This is a genomic window from Allobosea sp. P4_H5 (assembly GCF_056400825.1).
On the sequence record NZ_JBFUKM010000006.1, the window covers coordinates 268,028 to 282,372 of the forward strand.

General features: G+C 68.5%; 15 protein-coding genes. 10 read left to right on the plus strand and 5 right to left on the minus strand.

Going from position 1 to position 14,345, the window contains the following annotated elements; translation table 11 throughout:
- Positions 1-4: 4 nt before the first annotated feature.
- Positions 5-748: a flagellar basal-body rod protein FlgF gene (gene flgF / locus AC1DS0_RS14905; RefSeq protein ID WP_476815080.1), complete on the minus strand. Its 744-nt coding sequence runs from the start codon at positions 746-748 to the stop codon at positions 5-7.
- A gap of 289 nt (positions 749-1,037) precedes the next feature.
- Here flgF and fliL point away from each other — a divergent pair, with 289 nt between their 5' ends.
- The 4 genes from fliL to AC1DS0_RS14925 are packed head-to-tail and all read left to right on the plus strand — an operon-like array spanning position 1,038 to position 3,970.
- Positions 1,038-1,553, plus strand: coding sequence for a flagellar basal body-associated protein FliL (gene fliL, locus AC1DS0_RS14910; protein ID WP_476815081.1), 516 nt, complete (start codon positions 1,038-1,040; stop codon positions 1,551-1,553).
- Between the two features lie 30 nt (positions 1,554-1,583).
- The gene (fliM, locus tag AC1DS0_RS14915; protein ID WP_476815082.1) at positions 1,584-2,714 is read left to right on the plus strand and encodes a flagellar motor switch protein FliM; all 1,131 of its coding nucleotides are present in this window, start codon (positions 1,584-1,586) and stop codon (positions 2,712-2,714) included.
- Positions 2,715-2,729: 15 nt separating this feature from the next.
- A complete protein-coding gene (locus AC1DS0_RS14920; RefSeq protein WP_476815083.1) occupies positions 2,730-3,176 on the plus strand; it encodes a DUF6468 domain-containing protein in 447 nt (148 codons plus the stop codon).
- Positions 3,173-3,970: a MotE family protein gene (locus AC1DS0_RS14925; protein WP_476815084.1), complete on the plus strand. Its 798-nt coding sequence runs from the start codon at positions 3,173-3,175 to the stop codon at positions 3,968-3,970. Before AC1DS0_RS14920 ends, AC1DS0_RS14925 begins: the two co-directional genes overlap by 4 nt.
- Before the next feature lie 9 nt (positions 3,971-3,979).
- On the opposite strand, the gene AC1DS0_RS14930 is transcribed toward AC1DS0_RS14925, so the two are convergent.
- Together AC1DS0_RS14930 and cnbZ are read right to left on the minus strand one after the other, a co-directional pair.
- Positions 3,980-4,945, minus strand: a complete 966-nt coding sequence (locus tag AC1DS0_RS14930; protein ID WP_476815085.1) for a Bug family tripartite tricarboxylate transporter substrate binding protein — start codon at positions 4,943-4,945, stop codon at positions 3,980-3,982.
- A 59-nt stretch (positions 4,946-5,004) separates the two neighbouring features.
- Complete coding sequence (gene cnbZ / locus AC1DS0_RS14935; RefSeq protein ID WP_476815086.1) at positions 5,005-5,766, minus strand: 2-amino-5-chloromuconate deaminase CnbZ; 762 nt, start codon at positions 5,764-5,766, stop codon at positions 5,005-5,007.
- A gap of 141 nt (positions 5,767-5,907) precedes the next feature.
- Here cnbZ and AC1DS0_RS14940 point away from each other — a divergent pair, with 141 nt between their 5' ends.
- Both AC1DS0_RS14940 and AC1DS0_RS14945 read left to right on the plus strand, forming a co-directional pair.
- Positions 5,908-6,816 (plus strand): LysR family transcriptional regulator, encoded by a 909-nt coding sequence (locus AC1DS0_RS14940; RefSeq protein WP_476815087.1) that lies wholly within the window; start codon positions 5,908-5,910, stop codon positions 6,814-6,816.
- A 122-nt stretch (positions 6,817-6,938) separates the two neighbouring features.
- Positions 6,939-10,337: a hypothetical protein gene (locus tag AC1DS0_RS14945; protein WP_476815088.1), complete on the plus strand. Its 3,399-nt coding sequence runs from the start codon at positions 6,939-6,941 to the stop codon at positions 10,335-10,337.
- Positions 10,338-10,346: 9 nt separating this feature from the next.
- Here the strand turns inward: AC1DS0_RS14945 and fliP are convergent, their stop codons facing one another.
- On the minus strand, positions 10,347-11,105 hold the full coding sequence (fliP, locus tag AC1DS0_RS14950; RefSeq protein ID WP_476815089.1) for a flagellar type III secretion system pore protein FliP: 759 nt from the start codon (positions 11,103-11,105) through the stop codon (positions 10,347-10,349).
- 118 nt (positions 11,106-11,223) lie between these two features.
- Positions 11,224-12,597 (minus strand): hypothetical protein, encoded by a 1,374-nt coding sequence (locus AC1DS0_RS14955; RefSeq protein ID WP_476815090.1) that lies wholly within the window; start codon positions 12,595-12,597, stop codon positions 11,224-11,226.
- A gap of 219 nt (positions 12,598-12,816) precedes the next feature.
- On the opposite strand from AC1DS0_RS14955, the gene flgB reads away from it, so the two are divergent.
- The 4 genes from flgB (at position 12,817) to fliQ (ending at position 14,344) form a co-directional block, all read left to right on the plus strand.
- Positions 12,817-13,203, plus strand: coding sequence for a flagellar basal body rod protein FlgB (gene flgB / locus AC1DS0_RS14960; protein WP_091840864.1), 387 nt, complete (start codon positions 12,817-12,819; stop codon positions 13,201-13,203).
- Positions 13,204-13,214: 11 nt separating this feature from the next.
- Positions 13,215-13,625 carry a flagellar basal body rod protein FlgC gene (gene flgC / locus AC1DS0_RS14965; RefSeq protein WP_091840862.1) on the plus strand — a complete coding sequence of 137 codons (411 nt, stop codon included), beginning with the start codon at positions 13,215-13,217 and terminating at the stop codon, positions 13,623-13,625.
- 79 nt (positions 13,626-13,704) lie between these two features.
- Positions 13,705-14,037, plus strand: coding sequence for a flagellar hook-basal body complex protein FliE (fliE, locus tag AC1DS0_RS14970; RefSeq protein WP_152012823.1), 333 nt, complete (start codon positions 13,705-13,707; stop codon positions 14,035-14,037).
- A gap of 40 nt (positions 14,038-14,077) precedes the next feature.
- Positions 14,078-14,344: a flagellar biosynthesis protein FliQ gene (gene fliQ / locus AC1DS0_RS14975; RefSeq protein ID WP_091840857.1), complete on the plus strand. Its 267-nt coding sequence runs from the start codon at positions 14,078-14,080 to the stop codon at positions 14,342-14,344.
- Position 14,345 lies beyond the last annotated feature (1 nt).

Genomic DNA, 14,345 nt, shown 5'->3' on the forward strand with positions numbered 1-14,345 from the left:
CGCGTCAGGCTTGCTGATCGGCCAGGCGGGAAATCGCCTTGGCGCGTAGTTCGTCGGTCTTGCCCATCATCGCCGAGAGCGTCTGGTAGGCGCGCTGGACCTCGACCAGCCGGGTCATCTCGACCACGGCCTTGACGTTCGAGCGCTCGATCGCTCCGGTCTCGAGCCGCGCCTGCGGCCCGGCGGGCTGGGCGGCGGCGGTCGAGGAGAACAGGTTGGCGCCGTCGCTGGCGAGGGCGCGGGGATTGTCGAAGCGCACGATCCTGAGCTTGCCGCGCTGGCCCTGGTCGGAGGAGACCGTGCCGTCGGTGGCGATGCGGGCATTGCTCTCGGTCGAGCCGAACACGATCGGCCCGCCATCGCCCATGACCGGCTGGCCGGCCTGGGTCACGAGCTGGCCGCGGCCGTTGATCTCGAGCGAGCCGGCGCGGGTGTAGCGCTCGCCTTGCGCGGTCTGGACGACGAGGTAGTTGTCGCCCTGCAGGGCGACGTCGAGCGGGTTGCCGGTGCGCTCGATCATGCCGCCGGACAGGTCGATCGGCGTGCCCTTGTCGACGACATAGGACAGCCGCCGATCCATGGTCGGGAAGGTGTCGGCCCGCGCCGTCGGCGAGATATACTCGGCAAAGCGGGCGGAACGGGCCTTGAAGCCGTTCGTGCCGACATTGGCGACGTTGTTAGCGATGACGTCGAGCTCACGCGCCAGAGCCATCTGGCGCGACAGGCTGACGAGAAGCGCGTTTTCCACGGCTCCTGCTCCCGATCTGTCCCGTGGCCGCCCCGACGCTCCCCAGCGCGGTGGCCACGGCAGACAGGTGGCAAGCCACGTGCCAACATGGTTAATTCCGGCAAATTATTGATATCATTGGAGATAGATTGGAAGGCGGCCTTCACCAACACTGGACGGAAACCGCCCGCGCGGCAGAAACGACCCGGCAAGAATTGCCGTCCTTAACGGGCCGTTAACCGTAATCGAGTGAAGGTTAACGCCAGAGAGACGGGCCGGGGCGGCGCCCGTTCTGGGCGGGCGGACCGAGATGGCGAAGAAGGCGAACAAGGACGACGAAGCCGCCGAGGGCGGCGCCGAACAGGCGCCGAAGTCCGGCAAGAAGAAGCTCGTCATGATCGGTGGCGCCGTGGCGCTCGTTGCCGTGCTCGGTGGCGGCGGCTGGTTCTTCTTCCTCAAGAAGAAGCCCGTCGAAGAGGTGAGCGCCGAGCAGGCTGCCGCAGCCGCCAAGAAGCTGATCACCTTTGTCGAGATGAAGGACATGATGATCGGCATCACCGCCGGCCCGCAGCAGGACCGCCAGCCGATCGTCAAGATCAAGGTCGCGCTCGAGATCGCCGATCCCAAGACCGCCGACCAGGTCAAGCCGCTGCTGCCGCGCGTCGAGGACGCTTTCCAGGTCTTCATGCGCGAATTGCGCCCCTCCGACCTCGACGGCTCGGCCGGCATGTACCGCCTGAAGGAAGAGCTGTTGCGCCGGGTCAACGTCACCGTCTACCCGGCCAAGGTCGACGCCGTCCTCTTCAAGGAATTGCTGCTGCAATAGCGGCAGCCCGATCGCGCAAAGCAGACCGCCATGGCCAACGACGATCTCGAAGCCCAGGACAAGGACAAGGTTCCGCTGACGCCGGAGGGCATGGCGGCCGAGTGGGCCACCATGTCCGACATCGTCGAGGACGACGGTAGCGAGGCAGAGGCCAATATCGATCGCCTGATGAATCAGGAAGAGATCGATACCATGCTCGGCTTCTCCATCGGAGATGACGGCAAGGGCGGCCGCAACGGCATCCAGGCGATCGTCGACTCGGGCTCGGTCACCTATGAACGCCTGCCGATGCTCGAGATCATCTTCGAGCGTCTGGTCCGCCTGCTCTCCACCAGCCTGCGCAACCTGTTCAGCGACAATGTCGAGGTGACGCTGGAAAGTATCCGCTCGGTGCGCTTCGGCGACTATATGAACTCGATTTCGCTGCCGGCGATGCTTGCCGTCTTCAAAGCCGAGGAATGGGACAATTTCGGCCTCATTACCATCGAGTCCGCCCTCACCTATTCGGTGCTCGACACCATGCTCGGCGGCAAGCGCGGCCAGGCGGCGGCGCGCGTCGACGGGCGCCCCTTCACCTCGATCGAGATGAGCCTGCTGCGCCGCGTCATCGGCGTCGTGCTCGGTGATGCCGAGGCCGCCTTCCGGCCGCTCTCGCCGGTGAATTTCAAGGTCGACCGGATCGAGTCCAATCCGCGCTTCGTCTCGATCTCGCGCCCGGCCAATGCCGCGATCCGCGTCGAGCTGCGCTTCGACATGGAAGGGCGCGGCGGCTCGCTCCATCTGCTCCTGCCCTACGCCACCATCGAGCCGATCCGTGAGCTGCTCCTCGAGAGCTTCATGGGTGAGAAGCTCGGGCGCGACCCGATCTGGGAGAACCACCTCGCCACCGAGGTCTGGCAGGCGGACGTCGCCGTGAAGTGCGTCCTCCACGAATGCACCATGCCGCTGAAGCGGGTGATGAAGCTCGAGATCGGCGACACGCTGATGTTCGATGCCCGCCCCGATTCGGTCGCGTCGCTGCGCTGCGGCGAGTTCATCGTCAGCGAAGGCCGGATCGGCCGCGTCGACGACAAGATCGCCGTCCAGGTCGTCAGCCCGCTGCGCCGCTCGAAGACGACCATGGCCGCCTTCGACACCAGCCATCTCAGTCCGACGTCCTGACCAGGAAGACTGCCCATGACCATCACCCTGATCGCCGATGCCCTGGTCGCCTGCCTGCTGGTCGCCACCATCGTCACCTGCTTCGTGCTCTCCAAGCGCATCGAGCGGCTGAAGGCCGATGAGAGCGCGATGCGCCAGACCATCGGCGCCCTGATCTCCGCCACCGACACGGCCGAGCGCGCCATCGCCGGCCTGAAGTTGACGCTGGGCGATTGCGATCGAACCCTCGCCGAGCGGCTGCAGACCGCCGAGCGCTATGCCGCCGACCTTGCCCAGCAGATCGAGGCCGGCCAGACCGTGATGGAGCGCATCGGCCAGATCGTCAGCGCCGCGACCATGGTCGCGCCCGCGCCGGAGCCCGTCGCGGAGAAGCCTGCCCTCTCCCGCATGGCCAGCACCGCCGACGCCGCCGCCGCGATCCGCGCCCGCGCCGCCCGCAGGCTCGAAGGCCAGGCTGCGTGATCCAGACGCCCCGCCTCATCCCGGCCGTCATCCTTGGCGCCATGGGCCTCCTGGCGCTGAAGCTGCTCGCCTGGTCGGGGGAGCCTTATCCGGGCAAAGTGCCCGCCAGCGCCCCGGTGTTCACCGCGAAGCCGGAGAAGGAGGTCTGGGGCCTCGCCAAGATCATCGCCAAGGCTCACCAGCCCGACGTCTTCATGGATCCCGAGACGACCGGCACTATCGACCCGCCGAAACCGAAGGCCTCGCCCGAGGAACAGGCCAAGCGCGACACCAATCCGAACAACAAGGCCGGGCTGATGAACGGCACTGTCCAGCCGGTCTCGCCGGCGGAGAGGGCCCTCCTCGAACGCCTCGGTCAGCGTCGCGACGAAATCGATGCGCGCATGCGCGAGCTCGACATGCGCGAGAAGTTGCTCGATTCGGCCGAGAAGAAGCTCGGCGGCCGCGTCGATGACCTCAAGGCGCTGGAAGAGAAGGTCGAAGGCCCGCGCAAGCAGGAGAGCGAGGCCAATCAGGCGGTCAAGAACCTGGTGATCATGTACGAGACGATGAAGCCGAAGGACGCCGCCCGCGTCTTCGACCGGCTGGCGCTCGACATCCTGGTTCCGGTCGTCCAGCAGATGAGCCCGCGCAAGATGTCGGACGTGCTCGCCGCCATGTCGCCCGAGGCGGCCGAGCGCCTCACGGTCGCTCTCTCAGTGCGCGGTCGCCCCGCAGTCGCCACCGAGCGCGCCCCGGCCTCGACGCCGGCCGGCAACGAGCTGCCTGCGATCGAGCCCGCGCCGAAGCGCTGACCCCGCCGGTCACTGCTGGACGGTGATGCCGCTCTCCTTGATGATCGTCGCATAGGTCGCAACGTACCGGTCGATCACCTTTTCGAACTCGGCGCCCGGCCGTGCCAGCACCGTGAAGCTCAGGCCCTGCAGGCGCTCGCGCACATCCGGGCGCGCCAGGGCCGTGAGCCAGGCGCGCTCCAGCGCCTCGCGGGCAGCCGCCGGCGTATCGCGGCGGACCATGATGCCGAACCAGCTGTCCGACAGCAGGCCCGGCAGGCCGAGCTCGGCGAAGGTCGGGACACCCGGTAATTCCCGCACCCGCTGCTCGGAAGTGACCGCGAGCGCGATGAGCTTGCCCTCCGCGATCGGCTGCACGACATCGGGCAGGTTGCTGAGCGCGAAATCGATCCGGCCGGCGTAGAGGTCGACGAAGAGCTGCGATGTCCCGTTATAGGGCGCATGCACGGCCTTGCCGCCGACGAGACGCAGGAAATGCTCGGCGCCCAGATGCGGCGAGGTGCCGATCCCCGGCGAGCCATAGGTCATAGACCCCCCACCTTCGCGCAAGTGCTTCACGAAGCCGGCCCAGTCCGCCTTCAGCGCCGGCGCGACCGTCAGCACATGCGGCACCACCGTCGCCTGCACCACCGGGACGAAGGCGCGCTGCCAATCCGCGGTTCGTGTCCGCAGCGTGATGTTCGCCGCAAAGCTGTTGGCGATCATCAGCATGGTGTGCCCGTCCGGCGGAGATTTCAGCGTCTCGGCGCCGGCGATGACGGTCGCCGCTCCCGCGATGTTCTCGACCACGACGCTCTGGCCGAGCGTGTCCTTGAGGCTCTCCTGCGCCAGCCGCGCCACCGGGTCCATCGAGGTCCCCGCGGTGAACGGCAGGATGAGACGCACCGGCCGTTCCGGCTTCCAGACAGACTGTGCCTTTGCCAGCGTCGGCAGGGTCAATCCCGCCAGGAGAAGCGCACGTCGATCGAGCAACATCGGGATCTTCTCCACTTGACCGTTCGATTTCTGGCAACGCATCACATCGCCGACAGTGATCAGGCAGACGCCTCGATCACGATTTCCCGCGGCAGGCCACGCACATCCATCTCGTAGTCGAGCACCGCCACCGGCGGCCGCGAGAAGTGCCAGGTCACGGCGCGGCCCAGGCTGGTGATCGGCAGGAGGACATCCGCCAGCAGCGGATGGATGTCGCGGATCGTGTAGATGTTCGCGACCGTAGCATCCCGCCAGTCGTGGCCGAGCCCGGCGAGGCGATGTTCCATCTCGCCCATCACCCATTCAGCCTTGGCGCGCACGCCCTCGGCCGAGGCGTCACCCGGGCGGATCGTGCCATGCGCGTAGCTCGCGCCGCCTTCGGGCGCCTCGCCGCTGCCAGCCACCACGAAGCTCACCCGCGCCGAGGCATCCGGAACGGTATAGCTGAAGGCGTGCAGCGAGACGGCCTCCGGCTTGCCGAGCTCGGGGCAGATATTGGTGCGGGCGACGGGATTCACCTGCCCCTGCAGGATGCCCCATTGATCGAGCCGGGAGGCATAGAGCCGGTTGAAGGCATCGAAGCCGCCTTCCGAGAAGGGCTCAGGCGAGCGCAGCTCGCAGGCGCAGAGCGCCGTCAGCGGCCGACCGATCCGCTTCAGATGCGCCTCGATCAGCGCAAGGCCCTTGTCCAGCGCAAGCGGGCTCGCCAATTGCGCACGCTCGATCCGGAAGCCGGGCTCCGCCGCGACCCCGCCGGAATACTGGTAGACGGCCGGAATGAACCTGTAGCTGCCGTCCTGGCTGGTGCGGGTGGAGTACATCGGGTCGGTTCCTCGCCTGGTTTTCCTAGTCGTAGAGCGTGGGCCTGCGGCTCAGCCAGCGCGGTTTCGCGGAGAGTTCGTTGCCGATCCGGCAACACTCGCCTACGGTCCAGGCCCTCGCATCGACCGCGGCCCGCTGCCATGTCGCTCACCCGCTATCGCTATTTCGCGCTCGTCGCCGATCACGGTTCAGTCCGCGAGGCGGCCGATACGCTGCGCGTCGCGCCCTCGGCGATCAGCCGCCAGATCGCCAGCCTCGAGGAGGAGTACGGCACCGCCCTGTTCGAGCGCCGGGCCCGCGGCATGCGGCTGACCACGGCGGGAGCGGCCGTGCTGGAGACGGCCCGCATCATCCTCGACAGCGTCCAGACCGCGCGCGCCGCCATCGACGAGCTCCAGGGCATGAAGCGCGGGCATGTCCGCGTCTGGACGGTCGAGGGCGCGATGGACGATTTCGTCTATCCCGCGCTTGCCGAGTTCTCGGCCGCCCACCCGTCGGTGAGCTTCGACATCATGGTGGCGAGTTCCGATCAGCTGGTGCAGCGCCTGCTCGACGACGAGGCCGAGGTGATCGTGGCGTTCAACCCGATCCTGCATCGCAGCGTGCTCTCGCTCGCCGAGATCGCCGACGCCCTGGTCCTCGCCGCCCATCCCGACGATGCCATCGCGGCGCGGCACTCGGTCAGGATCGCCGAGATCGGCGAGATGCGCCTTGCCCTGCCCGACCGGACCTTCGGTCTGCGCCGTCTCGTCGACGACATGGTCGCGGCGAGCGGCGTCGCGCTCAAGCCGGCGCTGGTCACCAATTCGATCCAGTCGCTGCGCTCCTTCGCGCGAGCCGGCCTCGGCGTCAGCGTCCTGACGCGCTGCGCGACGCGGCGGGACGTCATCGAAGGACGCCTGGTCGCCGTCCCGCTCCAGGGCCGCAATCTGCGCAAGGCCTGCCTCAAGATCTGCGTGCGCAACGGCCGAGCCCTGTCGCCGGCAGCACGAGCCCTGTCGCGGCATCTGGCGCGCAGCGCGCGGACCTATTCGATCGGCCATGCCTAGAAAGTGGCGCCCTCTCGAGCCACGGGACCTTTAACCCCCCGTTATCCTTGACGGGCTAGCCTCCGCGCAGGTTGGAGCAGCCTGTCGCCGCTCTTCCTATCGCGTCGGGTTGAGTAGCGGTCGTGCGTATCCTGCGGTCCCTGAGCTTCGGCATCGGCCTGGCGGCACTGAGCCTCGCTGCCGGCTTTGCTGCGCCGGCAACGGCTGCCACCGCGACCTTGCGGGGCGAAGCCATGCGCGCCGGCTTCGGCCGCATCGCCTTCACCTTCGACGAGCCGGTGACGACGCGGGTACGCGTCGCCAACGGCGTCGTCATGATCGGCTTCAGCCAGCCGGTGAAGCTCGATCCGAGCCGGCTCGCCGCCGAGCTGCCGGCCTATGTCTCCGTGATCAGGATCGACCCCGACGGGCGCGGCCTGCGCCTGGCGCTCGCCCGCCCCTATCGCGCCAATCTGCTCGAAGCCGGCGACAAGGCCTTCGTCGACCTGCTGCCCGAGAACTGGACCGGTCAGTTGCCGGGTCTGCCGCCCGAGGTCCTGGCCGAGCTCACCCAGCGCCTGCGCCTCGCCGAGGCGCGCGCCCGGGATATCGCCCGAGCATCGGCTCCGGCCCCGAAACCGCTGGGGTTCCGTACCGCCCGCCTGCCGACGCTCGACCGGCTGATGTTCTCGGCGCCGCCCGAAGCTTTGCTCACCCCCGGCCTGGATGACGGCAAGCTGACGCTGAGTTTCGACCAGCCGCTTGCGGTGACGCCATCGCAGATCCGCAGCCTGCTCCCGGCAGACTTCACGCTGGAGCAGGCGACGATCGCGGACGACCGCACGCAGCTCGTCTTCAGCGTGCCGAAGGACCGCCAGCTCCGCAGCTTCCGCGACGAAGCCGGCTGGACCGTCGACCTGGCGCATCTCGGCGCCGCGATCCCGCTGTCGCTCGCCGATCTGCAGGCCCCCTCGCCTGGCGCACCCAAGCCGGCTGACGCCAAGGCACCCGAACAGAAGACTGCAGCGGCGCCGCCATCTCCCGCCCCGAAGACCGAGGCACTGCCCGCCCAGCCCAAGCCGGCGACCGCCGTCGCCCCGGACGCGCCGCCCCGCGATGTCGAGATCGCCTCCGCTGTCGACGGCGATGGCGGGCGCATCGATTTCCGCTTCTCGCGGCCGACAGGCGCCGCCGCCTTTACCGAACCGGGCCGGGTCACGCTCGTCTTCGACACGCGCGACACGCTCGATCCCGACAAACTCAAAGGCGTGTTGCCGGCGCTGATCGAAGGCGTCACCGTCACGCGCGAGGCCAAGGTCACCCTCGTCAGGCTGAAGACGCGCCGCCAGCAGCTGGTCCGGCTCTCCGACGACAACACGCAATGGTCGCTGAGCTTCGGCGACAAGGCCGGCAAGCCAGCTGTCGCGCTCACGCCCCGCCGCGACGCCGACGAGCGCGGCCAGACCATCGTCGCCGTCCCGGTGCCGGGCCTGACCGGGGTGCACTGGCTGGAGAACAGCGAAGGCGGCCCGAACCTCGCGGTCGCAACCGCGCTCGGCCCGACGCGCGCGGTCTCCAAGCCCTATCGCTTCCTCGAATTCGGCCTGCCGCAAAGCGCCCATGGCGTCGTCGTCAGCGCCGTCGCCGACGATCTTGCCGTACGCGCCGACACCGAAGAGGTCCGGATCGGCCGGCAGAATGGCCTGATCGTCAGCCTCGACGCCGAGAAGCCACGCGAGGCGGACAAGACCGCCCAGGCTCCCGCCCGGCCGCTGCTCGACGGCGAGGCCTGGTCCGCTCTGCACACCAACGACATCCGCGACCGCGCCGCGGCCTTGCTGCGCGAGGTCGCCGCCGCCTCGCGTGGCCGAAAATCCGAGACCCGGCTGGCGCTCGCCCGTTTCCTCGCCGCCAACGGCATGATGCCGGAAGCGGCCGGGCCGCTGAATGCGCTGCTCGCAGACGACGCCGCGATGCGCGGCAATCGCGACGCGCTCTTCCTGCGCGGCGTGATCGCTACCGGCATGCAACGCAGCTCCGAGGCGCTTAAGGCCTTCGATGCCGCGCCGATCCGCGACGAGGCCGAGACCGGGCTCTGGCGCGCCCTCTCCGAGCAGCGGCTAGGCCGCAATGCCCTGGCGCTCGCCGGTTTTCGCCGGGCTGAAGGCCTCCTCGACCGTTATCCCACCGACCTCCAGGCCGAATTCCGGTCGGCCATGGCGCGCGCCGCGCTAACCATGGGCGAGGCGACGGTGGCGGAAAAACAGATCGGCCGGCTCGCCGAGATGCCCGAGGAGCTGATCAATCCCGAGGAGCTGGCGCTGCTGCGCGCCCGGCTCGACGACGTCAGCGGCCGGCCGGAAGCGGCGATCAACGGCTACAAGCCGCTCTTCGAGGCGAAGACCCGGCCGGTCGCGGCCGAGGCGCAATTGCGCGCCGTGAAGCTCGCCCGCGCCGAGAAGCGTGCGGATTTCTCGGCCGACGAAGCCATCGCCCGACTTGAGACCGTCTCGGCGATCTGGCGCGGCGGCGAGGTCGAGATCGAAGCCCTGGCCGAGCTCGGCCGCCTCTATGCCGAGCAGCAGCGCTGGCGCGACGCCTTCCAGACGGCGCGGCGCGCCAACGAGGTCTTCCCGGAAGACCCAGCGACGCGGCTGCTGCATGACGAAACCGCCCAGCGCTTCGAGGCGTTGTTCAGCGATCCCAATCTGGAGAAGCTGCCGCGGCTCGAAGCCCTGGCGCTGTTCTACGACTTCAAGGACTACCTGCCGATCGGCCGGCGTGGCGACGAGATCACCCGTCTTCTCGCCGACCGGCTGGTCGAGCTCGACCTGCTCGACCAAGCCAGCGAGATCCTGCAATACCAGATGGACCGCCGCTTGACCGGCGCCGCGCGCTCCACCGTGGCGACGCGGCTCGCCATGATCCGGCTGATGAACGGCAAGCCGGCGGAGGCGCTGCAGGCGATCGTCTCGACTCGGCTCGCCGAATTGCCGGCCGACGTGAAGCGCGCCCGCCTGCTGCTGGAAGCCAAGGCGCTCTCCGATCTCTCGCGCACCGACCAGGCGCTCGACCTGCTCGAAGGCGAGAACGGCCCCGAGGTCGAACGGCTCAACACCGACATCCTCTGGAACGGCCGGCGCTGGCGCGAGGCCGGCGAGGCGCTCGAACGCATCCTAGGCGAGAGCTGGCGCGGCCAGGCGCCGCTCGCCGACGGCGAGCGCGCCGACGTGATGCGCGCCGCGGTCGGCTATGTCATGTCGGACGAGGCGCTCTCGCTCGACCGGCTACGCACCAAGTTCGCCGCCAAGATGGCGCAAGGCGCCGATGCCCGCCTGTTCGGCTTCGTCACCGGCGCGAGCCGGGCCAGCGCCGCCGACATCCGCGAAGCGGCGCGGGCCGCTGCCGGCTCCGATACCATGAGCGAGTTCCTCAAGGAATACCGCAAGCGCTACCCGGCCTATTCCAGCACCGTGCGCGAACGGCGCAAGCCTGCCGAGACCGACGCCGCCAATGCCGGGCCGAAGCCGGGCCAGGGCTGAGCGGATGCTTCAGCTGCCGTAACTCTTGACCAGCGAGCCGGCGACCAGCCCCCAGCCGTCGACCAGCACGAAGAAGATCAGCTTGAACGGCAGCGCCACCGTCACCGGCGGCAGCATCATCATGCCGACCGACATCAGGATCGACGCGACCACGAGGTCGATGATCAGGAAGGGCACGAACAGCAGGAAGCCGATCTCGAAGGCGCGCCTGAGCTCGGAGATCATGAAGGCGGGCACCAGCACTTGGATCTGGATGTCCTGCGGCCGCTCCGGCTTCGGCTCGCGCGACATCTCCATGAACAGCGCCAGGTCCTTCTCGCGCACATGCTTCAGCATGAACTCGCGGAACGGCACGATGCCACGCTCGAACGCCTCCTGCGGCTGCATCTGCCCGGCGATCAGCGGCGCCCCGGCGACGCGATAGGCCTCCTTCAGGGTCGGCGCCATCACGAAGCCGGTCAGGAACAGCGAGAGCCCGATGATCACCGCATTGGGCGGCGCGGTCTGGGTGCCGAGCGCCGAACGCAGCAGCGACAGCACCACCGCGATGCGGGTGAACGAGGTCACCATGATCAGGATCGACGGCGCCAGCGACAGCACCGTGATCGCGGCGATCAATTGCAGCGCCCGCTCGGTGACGCCGCCCTGGCCGAGATCGAGCGAAAGCGTCTGGGCCTGAGCGACGGCGGCGATCCCGAGTACGCCGAGCGTGGCGGCGAAACCCGCCAGCCAGCGCAGTCTCCGTCCCGTGAGTATCTGCCTGCCCATCATCCGTCCCTGCCCGAATCAAGGCGCGGGCTCGCGGGAACGCTAGAGCAAGGCTCGGGGGCGGGCGAAGAGGGTTTCGGCGGCTATCCCCCGGCGCCTTCGCACCGGGGGAACAGGTTCAGCCCTTCGGCTTGGGATCGCGCCCGAGCAGGCGGGCGAATTCGGCTTCGATCGCATCGACCGAGAACGGGTCGTCCTCGGAAGCCTTGGCGGCCGGCTTCGGCTCGTCCGCAGGCTTGGCCTCGGCCGGCTTCGTGTCGGCGGGCTTGGTGTCGGCTGGCTTGGTGTCGGCTGGCTTGGCTTCCGCCGGCTTGGCTTCCGTCGACTTGGACTCCGCAGGCTTCACCTCGGCCGGCTTGCCTTCGGCAGGCTTTTGCTCGTTCGGCTTGGACTCGCTCTTGGCCGGCACTTCGGCCTTGGCGGCATTCTCGACCGCGTCGAGCATGTCGTCGAAGACGGGCGTGAACTTGGCGGGCTTGTCCGGCTCCGAGACCGATACCGGCAGCGCCTGCTCCTTCGCCGGCTCGGGCTTTTTCTCGTCCAGCTTCACCGGTGCGGGAGCCGGTGGCTTCGGCGGCGCGAAGACCGGCGGGGCGACCAGCGGCGCCTCGGCTGCGGCCGGACGTGCGGGCCCCGGCTTCAGCCCCAGCGCCATTTCGAGCTCGGCTTCCATGTCGAGTGCCGGGCGCGCGGGCTCGGGAGTCGGGGCCGGAGGCTTGATGGGGACCTGCGGTACCGGAGGAGCCAGCGGCGCGGCGGGCTTGGACGCCGGCGCCGCTTCGGGCTCAGGTCGCGGACCGGCCGAGCCGGGTCGCACCGCGGAGAACGGACGCTTCAGCGCCTCTTCGAGCTGGCGGGCCATGTCGCCGAGCTCGCTGGCGCTGGCGGCAGGAGCGGGATCGCGCGCCAAGGTCGCGCTGATTCCGGCAGCACCCGCAGCGACGGCCGGAGGAATCGAGGTCGGCGCCTGGGCCGGCCGCGGCGGCTGAGGTTGAATCGGAGGCTGGACGACTGCGCGCGGCGGAGCCGGGGGCGGCGGCGAGACCGGCCGCGGCGGCGGCACGGGATCGACCGGCACCGGCAGAGGCGGCGTCGGGCGGGTGTCTTCGACGGGCTGCGGGCGCGATTCGGGCTCGAATGCCAGCGGTCGTTCTGCCAGGCCTTCGCTCGGCAGGGGCGCCGCGACGCGTCCGCCGCTGCGCACGATGTTGGTCTCGACCACCACGTCGGAGGCGCCGCCGATCATCACGAGGTGCTCGACATTGTCGCGCCGCACCAGGATCAGCTGGCGCTGTCGGTCGAGATCGTAGACGTCGACCACGCCGAGGCGCGGCTGGCGGGTGCGGCCTCCGCCCTGCCCCTTGAACTTCAGCCGACCACCGCTCATGCGCCGTAGGAAGAAGCCGAGCAGCGCAACCAGGAGCAGCACCACCGCGAAGGCGATGATCCAACGCAAGCCGGAGGAAAGTTCGAAGCCAAACAGAGTCTGCAAGGTCTGCCTCATGAAGCGACGCGACAGCCGCTGACCGCTCTTTGTAAGGGCGCTCAGGCGGATAGACGGGGTTGGCTATATCATAAGCCCCGCCAATTCGGGAAACATGGTTAGCGGATGGTTAACCCCATCGCGCAGATCCCTGTGAATTAACCCGATATTAACCATGCACCCGGCAATAATTTCCCACTTCGGCAGGAGCCGACGGGAGATTGCGGCATGGCGAACAACGGCCTTGGCCTGATGGGGGCGCTGAAGACGCGGATGCACTGGCACCAGGCGCGCCAGAAGCTGCTCGCCGAGAACGTCTCCAATGCCGATACGCCGCGCTTCAAGCCGCATGACCTGCGTGCCCCGTCCCCGGCCGGCAATGGCGGCGTGACGCTCGCGCAGACCTCGCCACAGCATCTGGGCCTTTCCGGCCAGAACGGCGGCTTCGACCCGCGCGATCCCAAACGCTTCGAGACCACGCCGAGCGGCAACAGCGTCAATCTCGAGGACGAGATGATGAAGGTCGCGCAAAACCAGTCCGACTATCAGCTCGCCGCCTCGCTCTACAGCAAGAGCCTCGGGCTGATGAAGATCGCGATCGGCAAAGGCCGGTAAGGAGCCGCGTCATGGATCTGCTCAAGAGTCTCGCCGTCGCCGCTTCCGGCCTGAAGGGCCAGGCCGGCCGCATGCGCGTCATCGCCGAGAATCTCGCCAACGCCGATTCGTCGCCGGAACGCGCCGGCACCGACCCCTATCGGCGCAAGATCGTGACCTTCCAGGGCAAGCTTGACCGCGAGCTCGAAGCCCAGGTCGTCGAGCTCGGCCGCGTCAGCCGCGACCGCAGCGACTTCCGCAGCAAATACGATCCCGGTCACCCGGCGGCCGACGCCAGCGGCCAGGTCAAGCTGCCCAACGTCAACTCGCTGATCGAGACGATGGACATGCGCGAGGCCCAGCGCAGCTACGAGGCCAACCTCAACGTCATCTCGTCCACGCGCCGGATGATCCAGCGCACCATCGACATCCTGCGCGCCTGACGCGTCAGCGCGCTTTCCGTTCGGCTGACTTCAGCCGAACGACAAGAATTCGCGCCAATCAATCAGCGGAGCCAAACCGATGACCACCTCGAGCTTTGCCGCCGGCGCCTATGCCTCGATGCAGGGAGTGGGCACGAGCGCCCTGTTGAAGAAGCCGGCCTCGGTCGGCGGCCTCGACGGCGCCGGAGCCGGCCTGCCCGATTTCTCCTCGCTGGTCAGCAAGGCGCTCGAATCGACCGCACAGAGCGCCCGCCAGGCCGATATCCAGACCGGCAAGGTTGCCGCCGGCCGCTCCGACGTCGTCGATGTCGTCACCGCAGTGGCCGAGAGCGAGGCTGCGATCGAGACGCTGGTGGCCGTGCGCGACCGCGTCATCGCCGCCTATGAGGAAATCATGCGGATGCCGGTCTGACGCCGCCACCCCGCCGAACACGAAAACGGAACGCAAGCTGATGACCTCCGGAGCCATCCTCGACGTCGCCCGCGACGGCATCGTCGTCTTCCTCAAGGCCGGCGCGCCGCTGATGCTGATCGCGCTCGTGGTCGGCCTCGTCGTCTCGCTCATCCAGGCGCTGACCCAGATCCAGGAGCAGACCCTGGTCTACGTACCCAAGATCATCGCGGTCTTCGCCGCCTTGCTGCTGTTTTTGCCGTTCATGGGCGACGCTCTGGCGGGTTATATGGGCAGAGTTGCCGTCCGAATCGCCACGGGCGAATGAA